This window comes from Methanomassiliicoccales archaeon (assembly GCA_014361295.1).
GTDB lineage: Archaea > Thermoplasmatota > Thermoplasmata > Methanomassiliicoccales > JACIVX01 > JACIVX01.
Genome location: JACIVX010000001.1, coordinates 687922 through 714364, shown reverse-complemented (window position 1 = coordinate 714364; position 26443 = coordinate 687922). Strand labels below are relative to the sequence as shown.

General features: G+C 47.0%; 21 protein-coding genes and 1 rRNA gene. 7 read left to right on the top strand and 15 right to left on the bottom strand.

Annotated elements, in window-relative coordinates:
* Positions 1 to 11: 11 nt before the first annotated feature.
* Entirely contained in the window at positions 12 to 731 is a 720-nt protein-coding gene (locus H5T41_03505) for an NUDIX domain-containing protein (GenBank protein ID MBC7107846.1), read from the bottom strand.
* A gap of 68 nt (positions 732 to 799) precedes the next feature.
* Here H5T41_03505 and H5T41_03500 point away from each other — a divergent pair, with 68 nt between their 5' ends.
* A complete protein-coding gene (locus H5T41_03500) occupies positions 800 to 1798 on the top strand; it encodes a 50S ribosome-binding GTPase (GenBank protein MBC7107845.1) in 999 nt (332 codons plus the stop codon).
* Between the two features lie 39 nt (positions 1799 to 1837).
* Positions 1838 to 5143 carry a DNA polymerase II large subunit gene (locus H5T41_03495; GenBank protein MBC7107844.1) on the top strand — a complete coding sequence of 1102 codons (3306 nt, stop codon included), beginning with the start codon at positions 1838 to 1840 and terminating at the stop codon, positions 5141 to 5143.
* Between the two features lie 5 nt (positions 5144 to 5148).
* Here H5T41_03495 and H5T41_03490 read toward each other — a convergent pair whose 3' ends face one another.
* From H5T41_03490 to H5T41_03450, 9 genes are all read right to left on the bottom strand, one after another.
* The gene (locus H5T41_03490; protein MBC7107843.1) at positions 5149 to 5988 is read right to left on the bottom strand and encodes a DNA-directed RNA polymerase subunit D; all 840 of its coding nucleotides are present in this window, start codon (positions 5986 to 5988) and stop codon (positions 5149 to 5151) included.
* A gap of 12 nt (positions 5989 to 6000) precedes the next feature.
* Positions 6001 to 6384 (bottom strand): 30S ribosomal protein S11, encoded by a 384-nt coding sequence (locus H5T41_03485; protein ID MBC7107842.1) that lies wholly within the window; start codon positions 6382 to 6384, stop codon positions 6001 to 6003.
* Complete coding sequence (locus H5T41_03480) at positions 6384 to 7079, bottom strand: 30S ribosomal protein S4 (protein MBC7107841.1); 696 nt, start codon at positions 7077 to 7079, stop codon at positions 6384 to 6386. The genes H5T41_03485 and H5T41_03480 overlap by 1 nt, the downstream gene beginning before the upstream one ends.
* 8 nt (positions 7080 to 7087) lie before the next feature.
* Positions 7088 to 7579 carry a 30S ribosomal protein S13 gene (locus tag H5T41_03475; GenBank protein MBC7107840.1) on the bottom strand — a complete coding sequence of 164 codons (492 nt, stop codon included), beginning with the start codon at positions 7577 to 7579 and terminating at the stop codon, positions 7088 to 7090.
* 207 nt (positions 7580 to 7786) lie between these two features.
* Positions 7787 to 8368, bottom strand: a complete 582-nt coding sequence (locus tag H5T41_03470; protein ID MBC7107839.1) for a VIT1/CCC1 transporter family protein — start codon at positions 8366 to 8368, stop codon at positions 7787 to 7789.
* A 4-nt stretch (positions 8369 to 8372) separates the two neighbouring features.
* On the bottom strand, positions 8373 to 11063 hold the full coding sequence (locus tag H5T41_03465; GenBank protein MBC7107838.1) for an alanine--tRNA ligase: 2691 nt from the start codon (positions 11061 to 11063) through the stop codon (positions 8373 to 8375).
* Between the two features lie 107 nt (positions 11064 to 11170).
* Positions 11171 to 12769: an acetolactate synthase large subunit gene (locus H5T41_03460; protein ID MBC7107837.1), complete on the bottom strand. Its 1599-nt coding sequence runs from the start codon at positions 12767 to 12769 to the stop codon at positions 11171 to 11173.
* A gap of 9 nt (positions 12770 to 12778) precedes the next feature.
* Entirely contained in the window at positions 12779 to 14056 is a 1278-nt protein-coding gene (gene nifB / locus H5T41_03455; protein ID MBC7107836.1) for a nitrogenase cofactor biosynthesis protein NifB, read from the bottom strand.
* A 146-nt stretch (positions 14057 to 14202) separates the two neighbouring features.
* On the bottom strand, positions 14203 to 14799 hold the full coding sequence (locus H5T41_03450) for a hypothetical protein (protein ID MBC7107835.1): 597 nt from the start codon (positions 14797 to 14799) through the stop codon (positions 14203 to 14205).
* 150 nt (positions 14800 to 14949) lie between these two features.
* On the opposite strand from H5T41_03450, the gene H5T41_03445 reads away from it, so the two are divergent.
* The gene (locus H5T41_03445; protein MBC7107834.1) at positions 14950 to 15348 is read left to right on the top strand and encodes a DUF61 family protein; all 399 of its coding nucleotides are present in this window, start codon (positions 14950 to 14952) and stop codon (positions 15346 to 15348) included.
* Between the two features lie 67 nt (positions 15349 to 15415).
* Positions 15416 to 16519 carry a DUF763 domain-containing protein gene (locus H5T41_03440; protein MBC7107833.1) on the top strand — a complete coding sequence of 368 codons (1104 nt, stop codon included), beginning with the start codon at positions 15416 to 15418 and terminating at the stop codon, positions 16517 to 16519.
* Positions 16520 to 16797: 278 nt separating this feature from the next.
* On the opposite strand, the gene H5T41_03435 is transcribed toward H5T41_03440, so the two are convergent.
* The 4 genes from H5T41_03435 to H5T41_03420 all read right to left on the bottom strand — a co-directional run bounded on the left by H5T41_03435 (position 16798) and on the right by H5T41_03420 (position 22777).
* Positions 16798 to 19602: ribosomal RNA gene (locus tag H5T41_03435) — 23S ribosomal RNA — on the bottom strand.
* Positions 19603 to 20055: 453 nt separating this feature from the next.
* Entirely contained in the window at positions 20056 to 20787 is a 732-nt protein-coding gene (locus H5T41_03430; protein MBC7107832.1) for an HAD-IIIA family hydrolase, read from the bottom strand.
* On the bottom strand, positions 20768 to 21670 hold the full coding sequence (sucD, locus tag H5T41_03425) for a succinate--CoA ligase subunit alpha (GenBank protein MBC7107831.1): 903 nt from the start codon (positions 21668 to 21670) through the stop codon (positions 20768 to 20770). The genes H5T41_03430 and sucD overlap by 20 nt, the downstream gene beginning before the upstream one ends.
* Positions 21671 to 21673: 3 nt before the next feature.
* Complete coding sequence (locus H5T41_03420) at positions 21674 to 22777, bottom strand: acetate--CoA ligase family protein (GenBank protein ID MBC7107830.1); 1104 nt, start codon at positions 22775 to 22777, stop codon at positions 21674 to 21676.
* Between the two features lie 133 nt (positions 22778 to 22910).
* On the opposite strand from H5T41_03420, the gene H5T41_03415 reads away from it, so the two are divergent.
* The 3 genes from H5T41_03415 to H5T41_03405 are packed head-to-tail and all read left to right on the top strand — an operon-like array spanning position 22911 to position 25134.
* Positions 22911 to 23594, top strand: coding sequence for an MBL fold metallo-hydrolase (locus H5T41_03415; protein MBC7107829.1), 684 nt, complete (start codon positions 22911 to 22913; stop codon positions 23592 to 23594).
* Entirely contained in the window at positions 23595 to 24236 is a 642-nt protein-coding gene (locus H5T41_03410; GenBank protein MBC7107828.1) for a threonylcarbamoyl-AMP synthase, read from the top strand.
* The gene (locus H5T41_03405; protein ID MBC7107827.1) at positions 24229 to 25134 is read left to right on the top strand and encodes a type II methionyl aminopeptidase; all 906 of its coding nucleotides are present in this window, start codon (positions 24229 to 24231) and stop codon (positions 25132 to 25134) included. The genes H5T41_03410 and H5T41_03405 overlap by 8 nt, the downstream gene beginning before the upstream one ends.
* A 6-nt stretch (positions 25135 to 25140) precedes the next feature.
* Here the strand turns inward: H5T41_03405 and H5T41_03400 are convergent, their stop codons facing one another.
* On the bottom strand, positions 25141 to 26388 hold the full coding sequence (locus tag H5T41_03400; protein ID MBC7107826.1) for a pyridoxal phosphate-dependent aminotransferase: 1248 nt from the start codon (positions 26386 to 26388) through the stop codon (positions 25141 to 25143).
* Between the last annotated feature and the right edge of the window lie 55 nt (positions 26389 to 26443).

Sequence of the window (26443 nt, the reverse complement as noted above, 5' to 3'; positions counted from 1 at the left end):
TTCGATTCCCACTAAAATGAAATTCCTTTCATTGTTAGGAAGTCGTCAACGATCTTACGGTGATCGAAGGCGAGCTCAGGGAGCCTATCGATCGGAAAGAGTTTGACTGCAGAAGCGTCGTCGCCTGCTTTCAGCTCTCCCCCTACACGGAAGAGATGAAAGACAACTGATATAAAATGGCCACGGGGATCTCTTTCTGGATCTGAATAGACACCGATCAATTGCAGAATTCTCGCATCGATGCCCGTTTCTTCTTTAATCTCTCTGACAACACATCTTTCGACAGTCTCGCCATATTCAACAATGCCGCCTGGAAGCGCGTATTTACCTTTGAAAGGATCTCTTCCTCTTTTTACAAGAAGGATTTTCCCATCAATAATCACTATACCGTCCGTGGCTAAAGCAGGTCTTTTATAAAGCATCTTCAATTGCTGATCAAAAAGACCCTTTTGGATCTCGTATTGCTCAAGTAAGTATTCTCCTTCGGGCGTAAGTTTGGATGTTCCGCCCTCCTGGCCCCCCCTCTCTGAATAGATGACCTTTGTTCCCAGAGTCTCCTCAATTTTCTTGATAGCCCCCCACGCGTGCCTGTACGACATGTTCATCTCATCAGCAGCCTTCGAAAGCGATCCGAATTCCTTTATCAACTTGAGGAGCTTTGCACGACCTTCACTCAGTAAGAATTGCCCATCTTTCTTTAGCCATAATCTGTATGCAATTTCATATTTCACATGATCGCCTCAGTGCATGAATCGCTTGTGGTGATAGATTAAAGCTTCCTTAGTGGTTTAGGCTTGACGTGGCAAGTCCGCGGAAAAGAATACCAACGATCCTTTATTCAAACGAATTACTTGATAAAGCGTTTAAGAAGGCATCGAAGATACAAAAAGAAGGTTTTGATAAGATCGATGAGGCAAGAAAAACCGCGATCTCTAAGATCTCTGTTGCTGGCGATGTCATTTCATCGAATCTTGCGAAATATGTGAAAGCCTTTCCCAGCCTGTCAAAAACAAGCCAGTTCGAGATGGAACTTATTGATGTTATCATCGGGATCGACAAATTGAAGAAATCTCTTGGTGCGCTCAACTGGTGTTCTATGAAAGCGCTCGAGCTCGAAAAAGAGTACCTGGGGAAGGTCAAGAAAGCACAAAATTCGGAGGAGGTATCCCGCTTAAGGAGGGAATTTTATGGCAGGCTTTCCTCTTTGGTTAACCAGATCGATCAGGATCTGAAATTTGTTGCGATTGCCAGGGACAAGCTCAAGGAGCTCCCCGAGATCGATCCAACGATTCCAACTGTCGTGATCGCTGGGTTTCCAAATGTCGGGAAAAGTCAGCTCGTTGAGAGGATTTCGACTGCAAGGCCCAAGATCGCTCCTTATCCCTTCACAACTCAGGGGATTGGGATCGGTCATTTTGTTGTAGGGCGAAAAAGGTACCAAGTTGTTGATACACCAGGTTTACTCGATAGAAAGCTAGAAGAACGGAACAAAATAGAGCTTCAAGCGATATTGGCTCTCAAGCATCTAGCAGATGTTATCGTATTTATGATTGACCCATCGGAAACTTCGGGATATAGTATGAGGGATCAACTCACATTGCTCGAATCGATCAAGACAAATTTTGCTGACATTCCTACCATCGAAATTGAGAACAAGTCTGACATTGTGAAAATCGAAAGTCCTCGCATGAAAATTTCGGCACTCACTGGCGACGGAATCGAGGAGCTTCTGGCTTTGATCATTGAAACGCTTGATAGAACCAGAAAAGCAAACGATGGTGAGCCGATAGCTATTTAGGATGAAATTCACTCATCAGCTGAGGAGCTCCAGAAGGCTATGAATGAAGTTGCTTGCAGTGAGGAAATGAAAAAATATTTCGACGCGCTTGCGAGCGAAGTCGATCGATGTTATGCGATAGCTAGGCGAGCAAGAGCAAGGGGTCTGGATCCCGAGACTTTTGTCGAGATACCGAGAGCTGAGGATTTGGCGGCGAGAGTTGAGAAGCTTCTCTCTTCTTGGAACGTTGAAGGTATTGCCGAGAGAATTAGAGAATTGAGCGCGCATCACGATAGAGAAGAAGTCTCATTACTTGCCGCCAGAGAAATCGCAAATAAACCTGCAAGGTCGAGAGAGGAGGCAATCGATAGAGCGATTCGCGTGGGACTTGCGGTTCTCACTGAAGGAATTCTCGTAGCTCCCCTTGAGGGTATTGCTGGAGTAAAAATCGGTCGCAACTCCGACGGGAGCGAGTATCTCGCGATTTCATTTGCTGGCCCTATCAGATCAGCTGGAGGCACGGGACAGGCATTGAGTGTGCTTATCGGGGATGTAGTGAGACGGGAATTTGGAATTGGTCGGTATCAACCTACTCATGGGGAAGTTCAGCGATTCAAGGAAGAAATACCGCTTTACAAGCAATGCCAGCATCTACAGTACACGCCATCAAATGAAGAAATCGAATTGATCGTTAAAAACTGTCCTGTTTGCATCGATGGTGAAGGAACCGAAGATGTTGAGATATCCGGTTACAGAGACCTTCCTAGAGTGGAAACAAACAAGGTTAGAGGTGGTGCATGTCTCGTCATCGCGGAAGGGCTGTGTCAGAAGGCACCAAAGATCCAGAAACATGTGAAGCGTCTGGGAATTGATGGCTGGGATTTCATCAATGAGTACCTTGATCTCAAGAAAAAGTCTTCGGAGGAATCGGAGTCCACCAAAATCGCGCCTGACTACAGATATCTCAAGGACATTGTTGCTGGGAGACCTGTTCTTGCGCATCCTTCAAGGGTTGGTGGCTTCAGATTGAGATACGGTCGCGGGAGAACAACGGGACTCGCGGCTATCGGTTTGAATCCGGCCACAATGTACGCACTCGATGGATTCATTGCAGTTGGTACTCAGATAAAACTCGAGAGACCTGGAAAAGCAGGTGCGGCGACGCCGTGCGATTCGATCGAGGGGCCGATCGTACTGCTCGATAACGGTGATCTCGTTCAGGTTAATTCCGTTGATGAATTTGAAAAGATCCGTGGTAGAATTAAGGAGATCGTTGATCTAGGCGAGATACTCATTTCCTTCGGGGAGTTTGTCGAAAACAATCATGTATTGGTTCCCGGTGCTTATTCTATAGAGTGGTACAGAGAAGAGCTCAGGCGGGCATGCGGCGAACTACCGGAAAGCTGGATAGATCCGGATTTCGAGGAAGCGGTAAGAATTTCAAGAACTTATGGTGTCCCGCTCCATCCGAAATTCAATCTTTTTTGGTCGGATGTTGAGATAGACGGCTTAAGAGATTTACGGTCGTATTTATTGAAAAATGCATCTTGGCAGGGCGGGATTCTCAAGATTAAAAGAGATGCGAAAGTAAAGAACATACTGGAAAGACTCGGAGCTCTGCACAGAGTCGTTGACGACTTTGTTGTTTTAGAAAATTATGCCGAGCCGGTTCTCAGTGGGCTCGGTCTCGGCCACAATGGTGAGAAGATTGTTGAGGTCGCGGTTTTCGAGGGCGAAGATCCATTGGCCGCGGTTTCCAGAGCGATGGGGATTACGGTGCGACCGCGGGCAGTGACGCGGATCGGCGCTAGAATGGCAAGACCGGAGAAGGCCAAGGAAAGAAAAATGCGACCACCTCCCCACATACTCTTTCCTCTTGGACAGAGCGGAGGTCTACAGAGATTGGTGAGTGAGGCTGCGGCCGAAGAAGAGATTGAGGTGGAGGTGGGAGTCAGACAGTGCAGAGCATGTGGGAAAAAGACATTTCAGTGTGTGTGTGAGTGCGGATCTCACACGGTCGTTTCGGGCGATCCGGAAATCCAGCGCATTCCGATATCTAAAATTCTCAAGCAGGCGATGGAACGTCTCGGAGAAAGAAGCCTACCAGAGATCAAAGGCGTTCAGGGGATGATCTCTAAAAACAAGACCCCAGAGGCAATTGAGAAAGGGATTTTGAGGGCGAAATACGACGTTTTTGTGTTTAAAGATGGAACAATTCGATATGATATGACCGATGTCCCGCTCACGCACTTTAGACCGCGTGAGATTGGGCTAACCGTTGAAAAAGCTCGATCCTTGGGATATGTGAAAGACGCGTTTGGTAATGAGTTAATCGATGACACGCAACTTTGCGAACTGAAAGTTCAGGACATAATCCCCTCGTCTTCTTGTGGGGATTATCTCGTGAAGGTTGCTAAATTCGTCGATGAACTTCTACAAGACCATTACGGTCTTAATCCATACTACAACGTCAATCACCGATCGGATCTGATCGGGCATCTGGCGATCGGTTTAGCACCTCACACTTCTGGAGGCGTGTTATGCAGGATCATTGGATTTACAGATGCAAATGTTGGTTATGGCCATCCGTTCTTCCATGCGGCAAAGAGGCGAAATGCGGATGGTGATGAAGACAGCTGCATTCTCCTTCTTGATGCACTGATCAACTTTTCCAGATCATTTCTTCCCGATAGGAGAGGTGGCTTAATGGATGCTCCGCTCGTTCTCACGACTCGCATTGATCCAAATGAAATTGACAAGGAAGCGCATAATCTCGACGTGCGATGGCAGTATCCGTTGGAGTTTTATGAAGCCTCTATGTCTTTCAAACATCCAAAGGAAATTCAGGAAATGATGGATCTTGTCGCGAATAGGATTGGTTCAGTTCTGCAGTATGAAGGATTCGGTTTTACTCATGATACGAAGGACATCGCTGAGGGTCCGAAAGAATCCTCGTACAAGACTCTCGAAACGATGATCGATAAGATGAATGCACAGCTGGAATTGGCGAAGAAGATCAGGGCAGTCGACGAGACTGACGTTGTCTATAGAGTGATCACGAGACATTTCTTGCCTGATATGATTGGCAATTTGAACAGTTTTTCAGGTCAGCGTCTCAGATGCACCAAATGCAATGCGAGTTATCGTAGAATGCCCTTGAGGGGCAAATGTTATTGCGGTGCCAACCTCACTCTGACTGTGCACGAAAAGAGCATTAAGAAATATCTTGAGATCACGAAGGAAATTGGAAAGAAATTTGGTCTGCCAACTTACACCTTGCAGCGAATTGCCCTCATCGAAAATTCGATTAACTCGCTGTTTGAAAATGATAAGGTAAAGAAGTGCACTCTCACTGATTTTATGTGATTTTTCTATTGACTTTCGAATGAGGAGACTAATTCCCTGAATTCCTCAAATTTCTTCTCCATGATTTCGAGAGCTGTGAGGAGTGTCTTCTCAGCGCTGAGGGATCCGTCCGTTTCAAATTCGAAGATAAATTTCTCTTGATTTCCCCTCACGGTCACCGCCTTGTTGGCGCATGCTTCGACGCATGCCATACACAGGGTACATGCTTCTTGATCAACAACAACGGTCTTTCCGTCTTTCTTACCAAAACAGCCGCGGGGACACGCTTTAATGCAGGCATCTTCGCCCTCGCATTTGCTGTAATCAATGGAGACTTCTGGGTAGTACTTATATCCAACACCGCTCGTGACCTGCCATTTTGCATGTTGCTTAGCCGTGCCAAGCTGTGCCGACGCATAAATCAAAAGTGCTTGTCCTGGGCCGAGCTTGACGATAGGGATCAATTCGTCCTTGACTCTCAGTTCATTTCCGCCGAGGGGTTCGAGATCACCGGAATAGACCTCACACGGTCCCTTTTTGTTGAGTGAATACATGATGGTGCAGTTAGGGCACCCCTCTCCGCCGCACGTGCATTTTTCTCGGAAGGTAAAGAGATTTAAATCTGTTGGTATGGGAACCATTCCCAGTCTGTGAGCAATGATCTCATCAAAGAGAGGGCTGACACTCTCGTATTCGTTGCCCTCCTCATCTCTGATAGGACCCAGATGGAATTCCACCGTGTCGATAGCCATCTTTGGTATTTCGGAAATGAGACATCGACGCAAAGCGTTCGCGACCTCAGGTCTCGTCCCAGAAAGAATGAATCTTGCCTCTGTTTCCATTAATTCGAGTACTTTGATCTCCATAGGTTGCCGCCTCTAAACACGCCTTCCTCTTCGGCCACCTTTCTTCTTCGTTCCATCGTGGGGTATTGGTGTCACGTCCTCGATGCGTCCGATTTTAAGCCCTGCGCGCGCAAGCGCCCTAATTGCTGCCTGGGCTCCTGGTCCAGGCGAAAGAGACTTGTTACCACCTGGTGCGCGGACTTTTACATGTATCCCTTCGATACCCTTTTCCTTGGCTATTTCGGCGACCCTTTCGGCTGCTCTCATAGCGGCGTAGGGTGATGCCTCATCCTTCGCGGCTTTAACCACCATACCGCCAGAACATTTGGTGATTGTTTCCGCTCCGGTTATGTCAGTTAGTGTGATGATGATATTGTTGTAACTTGCAAAGATATGAGCAATTCCCCATTTCCCCATTATTTAGCCTCCTCTGTTTCAACTTCGCCTTCATCAATGTCAAGTTCTTCAAGGGCTTCGCCACCTTCTTCAAGCACCTCGACGACTTCTTTGACTTTAAGTATCTTCTTCGGAACTTTTGGCTTCTCTGCCGCTGCTTTCTCGATAGCTTTCTCTTCCTTCGACTTCTTCTTAAGGAGTCTCATGGGATGCTGTTCGTCCGCAAGCGGGGAAGCCGGATTGAACTCAATTTTGTCTTCCTCGTTCCTGCGCACGATGTACCCTGGAACGGTGACCTTTCTACCATTAACGGAAATATGTCCATGAACAATGAATTGCCTTGCCTGTTCCATTGTGTTGGCAAGTCCTTTCTTATACACTAATGTCTGAAGACGCCTGTTCAGTATGGATTCGGTAGTCAAACTGAGTACATCATCGAGTGTCGAACCATCGAGGGGCAAAAGTCCAATCATACCGCACTTTCTCAGGAGATTTTGCGTCTCGATCCGTGCCTGTTCTTCCCCGTATCTCAGCCTCGCCTGTAGATTTCTTGACTGCCGTCTGAGATTTCTCACAATCGATTTGGCTTTCCAGATTTCTCTCTTGTTCTTGAGCCCGTACATTCTGACGAGTTCTGTCTCCTCTTTTATTCGATCTGCCTTCCATGGATGCGAAGGCGTGTCATAAGTCCGACGAGGGAATTTCGGATCGCCCATCTAAACACCTACTTCTTCCCACTCTTTTCGCTGCTTTCAGCCTTTGCTGGTTGTGTTCTTTGTCGACTCACACCGAGCGTGAGACCTGTCCTGCCATTTGATCTTGTGCGCTGTCCTCTGACTTTCTGGCCCATTTCATGTCTGATTCCCTTGTAGCATCTGATCATCTTCATCCTGTTAATGTCATCTTTTCTGTACAATTCTAGATCAGCGCCGATCAAATGCATATCAAGGCCCGTTTCAAAATCATGTTGTCTGTTGACAGCCCAACTGGGAACAAAATCTGCATAAGTCTGAAGCAATTTCTCAATTTCTTCAATCTTTGAATCTGGTAGGCTACCAATCTTTTCGATTCTGCTCACACCAGCTTTTCTTGCGATGATCTCGGCTACTCGGTTACCGACGCCCTTGATTCTTTGCAGTGCTACGACAACGCCTTTGTTTCCGTCCAGATCGGTATTTGCGAGCCGGACGATGTACTTGAAATCGTCCTTTTGCATTTGTTGTGTTCCGCCGGTTTCGACCAAATTGCCTACCTCCATGTGTCAATTAAACGACTCAATATACTTGCGGAGCAAGTCCCCTACACGCAAGTTCATATTTAAGAGTTTCTGTATCGATGTGGTCCGCCCAGTATTAAAATTCTTCGATGAAATGGCGAATGAGCTTGTCACGCTGCATGCAAGATATCCGCTACTGACTGAGATTCAATAGCCACCGAAAAATACCACAATGATCAGAGCCGTTAGGATGCCGACGAGTACAAATCTCAATCCGCTGAGTATCATTCTTTCTCTGGCTAGCTTTCCAAAATAGAAGCCCATAATGAAAAGGAATGAGAGTGTGATGGTGATCGAGACAAGCGCAGCGGTTCTCACATCGAAAAACACGAACGGAACGATCGGCACGAGAGCAGCAAGCAACGGGGCAATGCCATGAATAATTGCCGAAATGATTGCGGAAGCCCTGAGCGCTTCGTCGAATTCCGTTCCAGATATCTCTGACAACATTGCCTTTTCAATATTCATCTGGACAACTCTTGACTCCACCCTTTCAGCTTCGTATGCACCAACAATCGAGGAAACCGCAAGCGCAATACTTCCTCCGATGCCAGCGCTCATAACGATCTCTCGATTCAAATGTCCAGTCGATGCAGCCCCTAATATGACTCCAAGAATCGTTAAAGCGCCGTCGAATGCACCGATGATGAAATATCGTCTGAGAATCGCATCGAGTTTCGTCACCTTTGAATAGATTCTAAGTCTTTCGATCAATCTCTTATTGTTCATTTCATCAAGCACATCCTGACATCAACTTTCTCACAATTTCGGGCACGTTCCGCAGAACCTCATCGATCATTTCCTCTCGCAACCCACCTGCTTGCGCAAACTCCCTTTTCCCGCCACCAGCGCCGCCCGCCAACGCCGTAATCTCCTTGAGAACTAATCTACAGTCGATCTCGACATCTTCGCCACACGAAACTAAGATTCTCGGATTCTTTTCAGAACTTACGATTACGGATAAAACATTTTCTCTTGTCGCAAGTGCTCTGGAGATCTCTATAGGATCTTCGAATCCCCTCACGCGATATGCAACAATTTTCATATTGTCGATAACAGCAGCATTCCCTAGTAGACGATCAAGAATGGTATTATTGTAGGCTGTTCTCAGATCCTCATACGCCCTTTTTGTCTGTTTCAATTCTTCGAGAATCTTATCGCATATGGGTATCAGCTGCTCTGGTGTCGTTTTCAATTTTTCTGAGAGCAGCCAAACAATTTCCTTATCCCTGATCACGTTTTCCACTGCGGACATTCCAACGGAATATTCAATGCGAACGACACCGTCCTGAATTCGTTTTGTTCTCGAAATACGAACGAGCCCAACCTGCCCAGTGTTTTTGCAGTGGAGGCCACCGCAAGCCTCAGCATCGACTCCTTCAACTTCAACGACTCTTATGATCGCACCTGGAACCACTCCTCCCTGGTACAAACGGAATCCATATGACTTTTCCGCTTCGACCCGCGGCATCATCTTGATCCTTACTGGTAGATTCTCTAGGACAATGTGATTAACTTCTTTTTCGAGTGCATTGATCTGTTCTCTTGTCAAGTTCTGATGATGAGTGATGTCGAGGCGACCAAAATCTTCGGACTTGTGTGCACCAGCTTGCCATACGTGATTTCCAAGAAGTTTTCTTGCAATGCCATTGATGAGATGAGCAGCCGTATGGTGTCTCATAAGTTGAATTCTTCTTTTCTTATCGACGATCCCCTTAACTCTCGTTCCGACCTCGAAGAGATCACCTTCTAAAAAGTGAACAACTGAATTCCCCTTTCTTAACACTCTAGTCACCTTCATGCCGTTCAGTGTACCTGTGTCCCATTCCTGTCCTCCCCCTTCTGGATAGAATGCAGTTCTGTCAAGAATAACCCCTCTGTCGATCTTCGCAATGACCGTCGCTTCGAATTCGAAGAGTTCTGGATCTTCGTAATATAGAAGTTTCGTTTCTGGAAGGTTTTCGGGTACTTCGGATGAAATACTTTCCTCTTTCATCATTTCAGGTTTCTCGTGCCTTGCCGCAACCCGAATATAGAAATCGTCTGGGATATCAACTTGAAGAGATGCAAACTCCTGCACGATTTCGGGATTTAAACCGTGTGAGTCATAGAGTTCTATGAGCATTTCAGTCGAAATGCGTTCCTCAGGTCCGAGATTCTTAGTAATCCTCGAGACGAGCTGTCTTCCCCTCGCCAATGTCTCTTTGTATTTTTCTTCTTCATAATCAACGAGTCCCAAAATGTCTTCTTTGTTTTCCTTCATTTCAGTGAAAATGGCGCTGAAGAAATCAATCTGTCTGTTGACGATCTCTGATAGCGGAATGTTGATGCCCAAATCGCGCATTGCCCTAAGCGCTCTTCGAACCAGTAATCGCGCGAAATAACCCTCTCTGACGTTTGATGGTACGACACCGTCGTTGAGCATGAATGCCAGAGCCCTTGTGTGATCGCAGATCACGTAAATGTCCTCGAGAGGTTTGACGCACTGAATGAGCTCTCCATAGGATATCCCTATTCGCTCCGCCGTCATCTCTCTGATTCTCTTGATATCCGCGGCAGTACGGGCATTGGTCATGCCAGCGACTTTGCAATACTCGTCGAGAATTCTTGAATCCGTGGATATGCCAGCGATTTCCTTGAGATGCTGAAGCACTGGTCCGAATACCGCTTCATATGCTGAGGATGTCCCCTGCGATACCCATGTAATTCTCTCGAGACCGTATCCAGTGTCAACCACAGTCATGTTCAACGGCTTTCTTCCATCTGGTTCGTCTTTATACATCATGAACACGAGTGTGGCTAGCTCAACACCATCGAGAATAACTTCAAGACAAGGACCAGAGTTTCCCCCACCTTCCCACCATTCCTCAATGTATCTCATCTTCTCCGGCGAAACGCCGAGACAGTTTGTAAAGAATTCATGACAGAGTTCCACGGTTCGATCTTTAAAATATATCTCTTTGTTCCTTTTGTTAAAAGCGTGATGAGCGAGCATCTCAAAAAAGGTAAAGTGCCTTCCAGTTTTTCCCACGTTATCAATATCATTAAATCTGACGCATGTCTGTGAAATAACGAGGGGATTCGCAGGTGGATCCACTACACCCTCGATAACCCAAGGCTGAAAATCGTATATCGATGCCTGTGTAAAAAAAACGTCATCTCTCCACCTGGCAACGATGGGATAGCGGCTCACACGGGTGTGTCCATTTTTCTCAAAGAATTTGAGATACGCTTCCCTCATTTCATGGAGGGTAAGTGATTTGTTCATTGGTGAATTTCCAATGAACGTGTACTCTTCGCAGGGTGGCTCGCCGCAAGTCTCCCACGGCCCCAGAGTCCAGTAATATCGGCCACATTTACTGCATTTTTTCCTTGTGAAGCCTTTGCTTTTAAAATAATCAAGCTCATATTCCGAGGTATTCATTGCTCTGCGTATTGGGGGGTCTTTATTTTAATCTTTTTAATCGCACTTGTCAGCCAGCGTTAGATCAAAAGTGGACATTTATTTTTTCAGTGATGTTAATTTTTTTATCATTCAACCAAATGCACGTTTTCGTTGTAATCGATGCGAACATCGATTACCGAGAGCTCGTCATTGCTGAGACAATTCATCAGGACTTCGCTGAGTTCCTTTGCCGTTGAAACTCTGTATCCATTCGCACCAAATGACTCTGCATACTTGACAAAATCAGGATTTCCAAAGTCAACACCAATTGTCCTGCCGAAATTCTTCTGTTGCCGGATTTTTATCATACCGAATCCACCGTCATTGAATATTACCGTTGTAAATGGCGTTTTCAATCTCGATGCGGTTTCGAGTTCGGAAGAAGTCATCAAAAATCCCCCGTCTCCACAAACTGCAACGATTTTTCTTTCAGGGCATACCAGCTTTGCGGCAATTGCACCAGGAATAGCGATACCCATCGGAAGCAGTCCATTGGATGCAATCAGTGTTCTCTCCGCATATGTTGGATATAGTTTTTCCATCCAGAGCAAGTGCGCTCCAACATCCGAAACAACGATGTCCTCTCTTCTAAGACAGTCCCTGATTGCACGCACAGCGAGTTGAGGTTTGACAGGGCTCTCATCTGGAGGTAGATTAAACATCCTTCGATGTAATTGTTCCCTCAATTCAGAAGTCCAGTTGTTTTTTCTCACGTCGCATGATGCTAATAAGGACAAGGTTTTCTTCATGTTACCAATCAACTGAATATCCGGACTGAACTTCGGTGCTGTTTCCGCGTGAGAAACACCAATATAGGCGATTTTCTTCTTTATCCCGATATTCCAAAAAACAGGCTGGAACTCGAGTACATCGTAACCGACGGCAATTACCAGATCTGAAAGCTCAAACGCCTTTCTCATGAAATCGTGAGTTCTTAACCCGACTGAGTGAAGGCTGAGGGAATCATCAAATGGAATCAAGCCGCTTCCCATCCAGGTATGAGCGACCGGAATGTTGAGCGTCCTTACAAATTCTCTGAATTCATCCTGCGCACGCGCCCTCAAAATCCCCCGCCCAGCGAGAACTATTGGAGTTTCAGAGGATTCGATCAGTTTTGTGAGAATGTCGATCGAAGAATCGTCTCCTCCGGAAATCTCGACCGGAGATCTTGGCAATGGCTCTCCTTCTGCGATGCCTCTCATCACATCTTCTGGCAATTCCACATGAACAGGACCAGGTCTTTCTCGCGTAGCGATATCGAAGGCGCTCCTTACGATCGTTGGAATTCGTGATGAAGCGCGAACACTCAAGCTCGCCTTCGTGATCGGCCGGAAAAGCTCGACAAGATCAATGTACTGTTTTTGCGGTGGATACGCCCTTTCAAGCCAGACTTGCCCAGTTAATGCAATCACTGGTATATAATTGAGATAAGAATCGGCTATTCCCGTCACAAGATTTGTTGCACCGGGACCCAGCGTGGAAAGACACACCGCTGGCTCATTGGTGAGAAACGCGGCGATTTCAGCCATCAGAGACGCAGACTCCTCATGTTTCGTTAGTATGAACTCGATCCCAGAATCGATGAGACTATCCATAACTTCAAGGTTCTCTTCCCCTGGGATGCCAAATATCTTAGTAACACCCTCGTTCTCAAGACATTTAACTAGGAGGTCAGATCCTCTCATTGATACACCTCACTCAAATACTCTCGAACGTTTCTCAAATAATCGCCTGATCGCTTTCATAATTGCGGTTCTTATATCACCCGCTTCCTTCATCGCAACAATTCCGCGACGCTTCAGGGCTTCGACCGCTCTATCGCCAAATTGGCTCGCCAATACGATGTCAAATCCTTTGAGAGCCTCGGCGATTCTCTCAATTTTATTCGTATGGCTTTTGCCGAACATCGGGACTTCCATCATCGCATCAACCGTGATCTCGCCTGCTGGCGTTATCTCATTCTCTTCGACATTGTATACCAGGAAACGATCGGTATGCCCGAAATGCAGGTCAACGTGTGAGCCGTCGCTGGAAGCAACAGCTACCCTGTACTTTGTCTTTCCTTCCATTTGCACAGAGATCAAGCCTTTCTCTGGGAACTGAGTATCGCATGTGATGTGAGCAAACTCCGCAGAGCGATCTTGATCAAGCAGACCGATTGCATCCGCTCGGCAAAACCTGCAGTGTCGCATCTGTCGAATCTCTGATTCGCACATATCCTGCAGAATTTTCCTTTCTTTTGGCGTTGGAGCCCTCAGATTTGCGAATTTTGTTCCAGGGACAGGAATGAGTGGAATGATGTTAACGATATAGGCCCCGATTTCCTTGACTTTCTTTGCGACCTCGGGGATGTGAGTCTCATTGATACCAGGAATCATGACTGTATTGACTTTTACAAGCATCCCTGCTTTTGAAGCTATCTCCACCCCTTTCAGCTGATTCTCAAGGAGGATTCTCGCTGCATCGATCCCTCGCCATATTTTTCCTTCGTACGAGATAAAATCATATATCTTGCTGGCAATTTCAGGATCAACCGCATTAATGGTCACAGTGATGAATCTGACGCCTAAGGAATTCAATCTCTCGACATATTTCGGCAGCAAGAGTCCGTTCGTGCTAAGACACAATGTTAATTCGGGAAATTCCTTATGGATCAGCTCAAGCGTTTTAAAGGTCTCTTCATTGGCTAGTGGATCACCAGGGCCTGCGATGCCGATAACCGTAAGATTCGGAATTCTCTCTTTGACATAACGAACTTTCTGGACTGCTTGTTCTGGTGCGAGGATCTCACTTGTTACGCCCGGTCTGCTTTCGTTTGCGCAGTCGTATCTTCGATTACAATAATTGCACTGAATATTGCAGCGCGGTGCGACGGGAAGATGCATCCTTGCACAATTCTCGCGGGCACCCTCACTGTAACACGGATGCATTTCAAGCATTGACCTAATCTTTTGTTCAAGTTCCGACTCCATTGGATCCTCTCATCATTAATTGTTCAAAATTAATGCTGTACCTCTCTGATTCCTTATATGTGGTGCTTTTGATAAATCGAGAAGATGAATATAATATGTGTGACGAATATGAGAGCAAAGGTGTAAACATGGATCTCCAATCCTGTTCATAATCGATATTCTGCTGTTACGGTAATATCATCGACTTCGTATTTTAGCATCGTTTCCCATGCGACGGTTATTCCGATCGCAACCCACAATTCACTATGCGTCTTCTCAAATTGAAATTGTTTTTCCAAATAAAATTCAATCCAGCCACTCTCTCTGTTTGCATTTCCGAGCTCGACAAAATCTGATTCATTGCTCGGTGCTATCACACCTATAAATGCTACAACTTTCGCTATAACATTGAATGAAGTTTCCTCGTTGAAAACATAAAATGCAATCCTAATCTTCCCATCTTTCATATCCGTGAGATTGATTGATCTCTGAATCCAAATTGTTCCATCGTCCTGTCTTCCATCGATTTGCAACACGAGGGACATGTTTCCTGTTCTCGCACGAGAGTCTGTTATCCATGCGGATGCATTGACCGGAAGTTGAGTGTTGGGATCGATGGGAAGGTCCTTGCCGATGCTCCATTCAAAAACCTCGCCTTCAAAACTTTCTTTCAAAAGGATTTCGCTCTTCTTGATGCATCCTGTAAGCACAACTGACAGTATGAAAAAGGAAAATACGAGCAGAATCGTTAGAAATTTCCGCATTTGATATAATCCCTTCATTTTAATCCATAATCATCTTCTCGGAAGAAAAAAGATGTGTTGCTTATTCTTAGCTTATTCTTGGCAAATCATCCGTCAGTGAAAAGATAATATTAAGCTATTCTAGTCGAACTGTATTCGTGAGGGTGTTTGATGTTCAGCAACGGAGCATTCGAAAAATTCATCGCCTCGATGAACCGCCATCTTCCGGCAATAAGAAGGCGTCTGATCGATCTTCTCAACGAGGAGGATCCTTGTTACACCGGAAAAGATGGAAACACTTATGCAATTTCAAAGAACGAAATCGAGTATATCGCCTCTCTCCTCGACGACATGGAGAAAGAACGTCTCAAGCTGCCAATCTTCATTATGACAGATACCTCGTATCCAGGTGGAGCATGGAAGGTCTCAGGACGGATCGAAGTTCAAGTCGTTTCAAGAATCATTGATCGCGAACCTGAGAGTGAAGATGAGATCCGCATTTTCTATCCGCACCTGATGGAGCTGAGAAAGCGTCTGCCTACTGCCACCACTTGCCTCTACGTTCCTTGACCAAGAGACCCTGGTTTCAGAAAACTCCTCGGAAGGTTTTTAAGACGTGAGCGTCTGAGAGATTGTTGTGCCGAAGGTCGGTCTCGCGGATCTGCCACTTCATGGAGGAAGCGCGCCTCGATGGCTTTTCGAAAGGATGGTGAAACTCGCCTCCGCGATCGCAGATGTCATGATCATTGAATACGACTCGAAGGAAATCATCAGGAGGCTTGCCGATCCCTTCTGGTTTCAGGCATTTTCATGCGTTCTCGGCTTCGACTGGCATAGTTCAGGGACAACGACCGTTACATGTGGGGCCTTGAAGGAGGCCTTAAAGACAAGTGACGAAATCTGCATCGCTGGGGGGAAGGGAAAGCGCTCGACTGAAGCCCCGAATGAGATCAAGGCATGGGCAGATTGCCATGAAATGTCGCCTGATCTCGAAGCTAGAATGATCTATGCGAGTAGGATGAGCGCAAAGATCGACAATGTTGCGGTCCAGGACGGACATGAGCTTTACCATCATACATTTGTTTGTGATAGAAGGGGGAATTGGACCGTTGTTCAACAAGGCATGAATCAGGAAAAGGGTTATGCAAGGAGATATCACTGGTACTCGGGCGAGTTAAGAGAATTCGTCGAGGAGCCCCACACAGCTATATTAGGTATTGAGGCGAACAAGGTTCTCGACATGACTTCACGAAAGAGCGGGGAATCTAGGAAAATCTCGGTAGATCTGGTCAACGAAGGAACGGATCGCTTGAAGCGAGAGATCGTTTTCATCGGGGAGGGACAAAGCTCCATCACAGAGTGGGCAGGGGAGCGAATATTGCGTCTGAGCATGCCTAGATCGATCAACTGGGAAGCATTGAGGGAAGCTTATGAATTCCATCCAACGAATTATGAGGAGTTGCTCTCGATAAAGGGCATTGGGCCTTCTACTGTCAGAGCCCTTGCGTTGATAGGAGAACTCATATACGGTGCCGAACCTAGCTGGAAGGATCCAGTCAAGTTCTCGTTTGCCGTTGGGGGTAAGGATGGAGTCCCGTTTCCGGTTGATAGGAAATCGATGGATGAGTCGATTCAGTTGTTGATCGATGGCGTTGAACAGGCGAAAATCGGAGAGCGGGAAAAGCTCGATGCGCTCAAGCGCCTCAGAAGATTCGTACCACATGATTTTGACGCTATTTGATGAATGATTACGCATCAGCAATTTTGGTTGAGTTGTTCGAATTCTCCGAATCAAGTCCTCTTTTCTTCAATAAAAAGAGAAGCTAGGACATTGATCAAAGCGATAAATGGAAGGACATACGCAGCCCGTATGACGGTTAAGCCGAAGCCAACCGCATTGCTCTGCCGACAGTTTAGGCGGCCGTAACAACGTTAGTGACCGCGGACTGAGTACCTCGGCGAACCTTGGTACGTACATCCCGGTCCTATCAAACTCGTCATTTACGAGTGTTGTAAGGTGCCTCTTTTCCGAGGTGGTTTCGAGCTTAGATGCTTTCAGCTCTTACCCACGACGGCGTGGCTGCCCAGCTATGCCCTGCCGGACAACTGGTTAACTAGAGGCCGCGAACCCCCGTTCCTCTCGTACTAAAGGGTTCTTCTCGTCAGGCACCAATGCACTTCCACCAAAAAGCAACAAACCTGTCTCACGACGGTCTAAACCCAGCTCACGATCCCTTTTAATGGGCGAACAACCCCACCCTTGGCAGCTGCTGCACCACCAGGATAGGAAGAGCCGACAGCGAAGTAGCAAGCCTCCAGGTCGATATGGACTCTTGCTGGAGACGACTCAGTTATCCCCGGGGTAACTTTTCTGTCATCAATGGCCCCCATTCAGAAGGCTCATTGGTTCGCTAGGCCCTGCTTTCGCATCGCGGATCCTTGTTGTCCGGATCCACGTCAAGCCAGCTTTTACCCTTACATTCTCCGGCAGATTTCTGACCTGCCTGAGCTGACCTTTGGGCGCCCTTGTTTCCTTATTGAGGGCGTGGCGCCCCACCCAAACTGCCCACCTATAGTTGTCCTTCCGAAGAAGTTAGTGATACGAACCCAAAAGGGCGGTGTTTCATCGTCGACTCGGTACCTACCTAGCGGCAGGCCCTGATAACGTCTCCCGCCTACCCTACACAGTCGGATTCATACCACAGCCACAGGCTGCAGTAAAGCTCCACGGGGTCTTCGCTTTCAGGTGGAAGATACCGGATTGTGCGCCGGTACTATCAGTTTCACCAGCCTCCAGGCGGGGACAGTAGAGCTCTCGTTGGGCCTTCATGCAAGTCGCCAATTAAGCGACAAGGTATTACGCTACCTTAAGAGGGTCATAGTTACCCCCGCCGTTTAACGGTCCTTCGCTCCGTTGAACCGGAGTTTCAGATACCGTCACTGGGCAGGCTTCAGCGGCAATACACATCCTTTCGGACTTGCTGCCACCTGTGTTTTTATTAAACAGTCGGAGCTCCCTTGCCACTGCGACCAGCCACTTTCGTGGCTGGCACCCCTTCTTCCGAAGGTACGGGGCTAATTTGCCGAGTTCCCTCGCCTGGATTACGCCGACACGCCTTAGGCTTCTCACCTAGGGGCACCTGTGTCGGTTCTCGGTACGAACACGCCAGCTGTTTACTCATGTCCTTTTCACGGGTACCGGGAATCGATCGAAGAGGGCCTTCGCCCTCCTACTCGCGCATTCACCCAGTTCTCACCATTACGGTTCTCCCCGGGCTTCTACGCTTGAACAGACAGGCAAGTCTGCTCGATCTATCCTGATACGTCAGACATGAGGCAAAGACTGGCATGGCGCAGGAATATTAACCTGCTTCCCTTTCGGCATTCTCGATTAAGGAATGCCTTAGGATCGGCTAACCCTCGGCTGACGATCATTGCCGAGGAACCCTGGCCCCTACGGCGGAGCGGATTCTCACCGCTCTTTGCTGCTACTCCTACCAGGATCCTCGTTCGAACACGGTCCACTTGACCTCACGGCCAAGCTTCTGCCCGTGCACGACGCCTCCTTACCAGATCACCTTTCGGTGCTCTGAGGTATCGGTGACTGGCTTAGCCCCGTCCATTTTCAGCGCCCGCAATCTCGACTGGTGAGCTGTTACGCTTTCTTTAAAGGGTGGCTGCTTCTAAGCCCACCTCCCAGTTGTCTTAGACTGCGGACTACCTTTGTTATTACACTTAGCCAGTACTTAGGGACCTTAACCTCAGGCTGGGTTGCATTCCCTTATGGACCCCAAGCTTACCCCAGAGGCCCTCACTCCCAGCGTCTACGGCGACCACGAGTTCGGAGTTTGACAGGATGCCGACGGATTTCTCCGCCTAAGCGCCCAATCAGTGCTCTACCCCATGGTCGGCCTCAGCTGAGGTCTAGCTGCGACTAGTTTCAGGAGGAACCAGCTATTCCCAGTTTAGATTGGCCTTTCACCCCTAGACGCAGGTCATCCGAGTGATTTGCACATCAACACCGGTTCGGTCCTCCACCTCCCTTTCGAGAGGCTTCAACCTACCCACGCCTAGATCAACTGGCTTCGGGTATCCCACCAATGACTCCGGGCGAGCGCACCCCGCCCCTCGCTTCTTGCGAAGCTGCGGGCATGTCGGTTTCCCTTCGACTCCGCGCGTAAAGCGCTTAGTCTCGCCATTGATCGGAACTCCCTGGCCCGTTATTCAAAACGGACGATACGACGCTGGTCTGCCCAGAAGGGCTTCTTCCCTTTCACGCCGTATCTGACTATAGCCGTCTGGTTTCAGGCTCTTTTCACCTCCCGCTAAGGGTACTTTTCAGCTTTCACTCACGCTACTACTGCGCTATCGGTCTCGAGACGTATTTAGGGTTGGAAATGAATGATTCCCAGCTTCGCGCGCGAAATCCAACGCACGCTACTCTGGATACTCGGCAATCCTCTTTTCAACGTACCCTTACGGGACTATCACCCTCTTTGGTGTGGCGTTCCAGCCAACTTCAGGTTAGTTGACGAAGAGGTAACCGAGTCCAGCAACTCCACATCTCCCGCTCATTTCTGAACGGGATTCGGTTTGCCCTCTGCCGCGTTCGATCGCCTTTACTGACGGCATCTCGATTGATTTCTTTTCCTGCGGGTACTAGGATGTTTCGATTCCCCGCGTTCCCGATCCTTACGGATCATTCCGAAGAATAGGAAGTCCCATTCGGCGATCGCCGGATCATAGGCTTCTTGCGCCTACCCGGCGCTTATCGCAGCTTGACACGACCTTCTTCGGCGCTCGAGCCGAGCCATCCCCCAAACGGCGTAGCAGGCCGCTGACTATCGGCTTAACACACGTCCGGGCTGCGTATGATTGGAATCATGGAACGCCAGGAACCTTCCACCTTCCTGGTCGTTCTCTCCGCTTCCCCGAGAAGGAATCCTTCACGGGTGCATGCAATGAATCATGACCTGCCATAGACCATCAATAGGCATGGTCTGCGGCGGCTTGCCTCCATATCTAAGGGGCTATAAATACGTTATTCCTTGGGGGAACAACGGCCTGTTGGAACATTCCGACAGGCAATCTCTTTTATCATTCGGTTCTTATTTAAGCATTTCGAACCTTCTACATTTTTTTCTCAATATGAGATTCTTGATATGAACTCCAATTTACATGAATTAGTCTAATTTTATTTTTTCCGATGTGCTTGAGGAGTTTCAACGAGGATTCGGTTTAATATCTTAGAAGCTTTGTCGCCTCTTTTCAATATCATCATTCATCTTTTTTATATGGTATTATTGGAAAGAGAAATTCCACATCAGTAAGAACTTCGACTTTGTTGATCTCGCCGATTTTTCTAGCTAACCTGTTTCTATCGATCCACACAGGTGTTATACCAGCATTGCGTGCTCCAACAAGATCTATTTCAGGCACATCTCCAACATACACACACTGTTCTGGCCTCAGGCTGAACTTTTCAATTGTCAACTGAAAAATCCGCGGGTCAGGTTTTTCGACACCAACATCTTCGGAGATCGTAATGACGTCGAGATATTCTGCCAGAGATAATTTAACGAGAGCCTCTTTGACGTAGTGTTCGCCGTTCGCAATCACACCAAGTAGACATCCTCTCTTTTTCAACGCTTCAAGTGCGGGTTGCACGTCGGGATAAGCAACCCAAATATCTGGCGATCTAAATTTCTTTGCAACGAGCGCAGCGATGGTACCATCTTTATCTTCGATACCACAATTTCTTATAAGTGTGGCAGAAAATTCGTTCCAGAATTTGTTTTTTTCCTCCTCAGATTTAATCGTGTACCCTCTAGATGAGATCAGCATTTCTGTCGTCAGAAAAGCTATTTTCGCAGACGGTATCGTCGTGCGTATTCCAAGCTCTTCCAAAAGGCTGACGAGTACTGATTCCTTGCTACCCTTATATGTGATTAGTGTTTCGGACGCGCTAAAAAAGAAAGCACACTTCTCTTCAATCCATCCGAACTGCATCTTTTATAGACACCCCTTTCAAGTAATTCTTCACAAGTTGTGGAATTTCAAAAGGAACTTTAGCAACCATCGCCCCCGCTCTTTCAAGCGCCTCAATCTTGCTCTTTGCCGTCCCTTTTCCTCGCGCAATGATCGCTCCGGCATGTCCCATTCGCTTTCCTTGCGGAGCTGTTCTGCCAGCAATGTAAGCGAAGACTGGCTTGCTTACATATTGATCAATGAATTTTGACGCCTCCTCTTCCGCAATTCCGCCTATTTCCCCAATGAGGACGATTGCCTTTGTATCATCATCTTTTTCAAAAAGATCAAGAACATCGATGAAGCCCGTGCCAACAACAGGATCGCCACCAATTCCGATGCACGTCGATTGCCCAATTCCAGATTGGCTGAGTGCATTAACGATTTCATATGTTAGTGTTCCGCTTCGGGAAACAACACCAATATTTCCCTTTAGAAAAATTGAGTTGGACATGATGCCAATTTTTGCGATGCCTGGTGAAGCGATTCCTGGGCAATTTGGCCCAATAATCCTCGCACCCTTGAGTTTCGCATATTCGATGAATTCGATTGTATCGCGAACTGGTATATGCTCGGTGACGACCACGATTGTTTTGATCCCAGCGTCAATAGCCTCCAACACGGCATCACGTGCATATGGTGCAGGTACGAATACGATCGATGAGTTGGCACCAGTCTTCATCACGGCATCTTTCACCGTGTTGAACACTGGGGTACCGTGCACCTCCTCTCCTCCTCGGCCAGGGGTAACACCGCCAACGATTTTCGTACCAAACTCCTTCATGGCCAAAGTCTGCTGCCGGCCTTGATGACCAGTGATTCCTTGCACAATGACTTTCGTGTCTTCGGAAATGATGATCGACATAAGTCAGTAACCTCCGAGCTTGCTCGCGATCTTGCATGCTTCATCCAGCTCTTCCAATACGAAAATTCCTTCCCTTTTAAGCATTTCCTGTGCGAGTCTCTCGTTCGTGCCCTTCAATCTGATAACGATAGGAACATTTAATCCCAGTCTGTTCTTCACCGATATTATTCCCGAAGCGACACTGTCGCAACGCGTCATTCCGCCGAAGATATTTATCAATACAACTCTTGGTGTTGCTCGTAATGCAAGTTCAAGAGCACATTCAACCTTCTTTGGATCGTCCGTACCTCCGAGATCGAGGAAGATACCCCCTTTGCCGCCATAGAAACTGAGGTTATCAAGTGTAGCCATCGTCAATCCGGCGCCGTTTGCAATAACAGCGATATTGCCATCAAGTTGAACGAGGACCAGGGAGTTCTTACGTGCCTCCTTTTCAAGAGGCGTTAATTCTTCCTCGAGTTCCGAAAACTCTCGATGTCGATATAGCGCGTCATCATTAATCGTCATTTTCGCATCGGCTGCCACAATTTTGTCATCGTCAGTTAGAACGAGCGGATTGATTTCGAGCAATTCGCAATCGAGAGACCAGAAAATGTTCCATAGGTTCTTGATGATTCTCCCAGCTAAATCGCTGATCCCCTGCGGCACTTTAATGAATGAGAGTATTTCTCTAACATGATATTCCTGTACGCCGATGAATGGATGGATAATGAATCTACCAATTCTTTCCTCTGGTACCTGTTCAATATCAACGCCTCCATCAGGACTCGCTAACATAACAGGTAAGCCAACACCTCTGTCAATCGTGACGCCGATGTAAACTTCCTTTGCGATGCTGAGGTATTCCTCGACAAGGATTTCCTTCGGAAAATATCCATTAACGTTCGTTTCGAAAACCTGAAGAATGGCATTTTTTGCATCATCACGATTCATGACCTTCTTGATCGCACCAGCTTTTCCTCGGCCGCCAACAGGTACCTGTGCCTTTACAATGGCGGGTATAGGCATTTCCATGAGTTCGTCAACATCTCTTATGACATACCCTTTTGGAACTGGAATACCGTATGATCGCAGCAATGCCTTGGCCTGGTGCTCAAGGAGTCTCACTCTTCCACCGATCCTCAAATCAAGTGAAATATATATTTGCATTGTTCACGCCATGTTTTTTATGTTGTTATCAAAAGTATCTAAGAAAATCGATGGTCATCATTTTTCTTAGAATTCGAGCAACGGCGGGTTTATGAAAGAAATTAAATATTGCATCAAGCTTCAGAATCTTGAAATGAGCGTTCATTGCCTGCCAGGAGTAGGACTGGATTCAAATATTTATGTGGTTACAGGCAATGATCCATTCATTGTTGATACTGGCACAGGTATTCACATAAGACAAGTTATCGATCAAATTTCACGAGTCATTTCTCCTCAGAAAATCGGTCGAATTGTTCTAACACATCGACACTATGATCACATCGGAGGCGCGCGATTTCTGATGAAGGAATTTGGAGCGGAAGTGTACATTCATAATTTGGACGCTCCTCCGTTGCGAGAAGGTGACGGGTGGGCAACTCTTTCGGAATTGGGTGGTATCAAGACTGAACCGATCGATGTGAAATCAATTCGAGAAGGTGATGTGTTTTCGAGTGGCGATCATGAATTCAGGGTTTACCATACACCTGGGCATACCGCTGGAAGCATCGTCCTTTTTGATGATATAACGGGATCTCTGATCTGTGGAGATACTGTTTTTGTCGGGAGCGTCGGACGATGGGATCTTCCTTCTGGTGATTACGATGAATTGGTGAAATCTCTTCATCGCCTCCTCAGTCTTGATGCGGTTAATCTTTACCCCGGTCATGGTCCTTTTTCATTGGGAGATGCAAAGCATCAGATTCTGAGTGCGCTGAGATGTTTGGGAGAGGTCTGAATGGAGCTGATATCGTGCAAAAAGAAAAATTGCCTCGTATGTGATTTGCCAGATTCGAAAATCAAAGAAATAGCGGATAGTGTGAAACAAGGGAAGCTCGTGATCTATCCAACGGAAACTTTGTATGGATTGGGTGCGAACCCTTTTGACGAGTCTGCAGTCAAGAAAGTTTACATGGTAAAGAGAAGACCATTTGATATGCCATTGTCGATAGCAGTACGTGATGTGAATATGCTAGAGGAGCTCGCGGTGCTCGACAACAAATCAAGAAAGCTCATTTCAAAATTCACGCCAGGACCGATAACGATTCTCGTGATGAAAAAAGGGAACATTCCAGACATATTGACATCTGCATCGCCTGAAATAGGAATTCGTATCCCGGATCACCCTCTAGCGCTCCGTCTGATCGAACAATGTGGTCCAATCATTTCAACCAGCGCCAATCTTCACTCGCGACCTAACCCAACGACGGCTCAAATGGCGATCGCCGATATCGGGAACGAAGTCGATTATTGCATCGATTGTGGCCCATGTCGTGTTGGAAAACCGTCGACGATCGTCCAGGTCACTGAGAACAGCATAGAAATTATCCGACAAGGTGCAATTCCGCGTGAGGCGATAGAGGCGGCGCTCGATGAATGAATACGCACTTCAGTGCTTAAAGAAAGCTGGTGCCATCGCCGGAGAAGCACGTCAATTAGGTATTGATTTGATCGATGAGGGCGTTCGTTATCTTGATGTTGCAGTCGAGGTGGAAGAATTCATCATTAGGAAAGGTGCTAAGCCAGCTTTCCCTGTCAACATCAGCGTGAATGAGGTAGCAGCTCACTACACACCGAGCTCCAATGATGACAAGCGTTTCAGGAAAGGAGATGTCGTTAAGATTGATGTTGGAGCCCATGTTGATGGATATATCGGTGATACAGCGGCGACGGTTGAAATCAAAACGCGGAAGCGCGATAATCTAATTCGCGCTGCCGATGAAGCGTTGCGTATTGCCCTTGATATTGTTGGTGATGGAGTTTCTGCCAGTACGATTGGTGGGGCGATTGAACGTACGATCAAAGACGCAGGATTCCGTCCTGTTGTCAACCTAACAGGTCACAGTATGACTCAGTACAATTTGCACGCTGGACTTAGCATTCCGAATATTGATGACGGGATACCCGCAAAAATCCGCAATGATATGGTGCTTGCGATCGAGCCATTTGCAACTGACGGAATTGGAGAGGTGAAAAGTGGCAAGCCTGGAAACATCTACAGGGTGCTCGCAGAAAGACCGATGAAGGACGAGAAAGCCATTGAGTTCTTCAGGCAAGTTCGCGAGCGATTCAATACCCTTCCTTTCTGCGAGAGATGGTGTTATGAAATCGATAGAAACGCCTCTGCTATGATTAGGACGCTTCACAGGCATGGCTTGATTTCAAGTTATCCGATGCTGAATGAAATCAAAGGGGGAATCGTCAGTCAGGCTGAACACACTGTTATCGTTCACGACTCAAAAAGCGAAATCACGACGATCATAAGAAGAAATCTGTAAATGATGTTACTTCTTTTTTCTGCTGTTGAGATATTCCCCAGCGCGCTGCAGTCCTTCTCTGATCTTTTCTGGTGTTTCGACAAGTGGGCCATAGGACACACGAACTCCATTGATAAGCGACTTGCCGAATCCGATCCCGGGTATGAAAAGAACGCCTGTGTTTTTCAGGATCTCGTGGACCAACGGCTCCGCCGTGTCACCGAGATCCATAACTGTGTATAAAGCACCCTGCGGAACCAATCTCCTACATCCGCAGTACTCATCGATCGTTTCCACAGTAACCTTCGCAGCATTCTTGTATCTTTTATTCCACATATCCACATATGCCTTAAGACTTCTATCGGCAATCGATTCCTCGAGATAAATCGCCATGGCGAGTTGATGAAAATGATCGCCACAAAGAATTGAATAAGCAAGCATCGTTTCCATCGCTTCAACGATCTTTCTCGGCGCGCAGATCCAACCCAACCGACGACCAAGAGCTCTCGACCATTTTGATGCTGAATAAATGAGGACTAAATTCTCGTATTCCTCTGGGGACCAAGAAAAATAATCGGGGAGGGTTTCAACGAAATACTGCCATTTATATGCATAATCAATCACAAGGTATGATCCATTGTTCTGACAGATTTCCAGCGCCGCCTCCATGAATTTTTGTGGGATGATTTGACCAGTTGGATTGTCGGGGCTTGCAAGCATCATGACCTTTGGCCTATAGATTTTGAAAATCCTCTCGAGCTCAGTAATTGCATGATCAACATCGGGGAAGTATTCCCACAGAACTGGATCGAAGACCCTTAGATGTATGATTCTTGCATCGGGAACATGGGACTTGCCATTGTTGCAAGATTGATTTCCTGTCCAATCCGTCAAAGCAAGAACGAGTTGACCATGATAATTAACATATGTAGGGTCGAGCAAGAGGATGTTATCATGGGGATCGGCGAGCACACGTAAGAGGTCATAAGTAAGCTCAGTGGAGGATGCGCCAACATGAATATTGGCCTCACTTGCCTTAACGCCAAAAAGAAATTCGTCCATATGAGCTAACGCTCTTCTGCATTCTGGTATGCCAGGAATTGGCGGATAGCCTCCTGCGCGATGAAATTTTTCCCGATCTAGGCATATATCTGCATAAATCTCTCGCAAACGGTCAGGTGCATGATGTCCGACCCAACCGCCGCCAAATGATATGACATCCCTTGGATCGAGTCCCATTTTTCGGATGTTTCTTTCATCGGCTAATTTCATCATCGATCGGATGGCTGACGGCCTTGTTAACATAGCGTTGATCAACTTCGAAAGACGA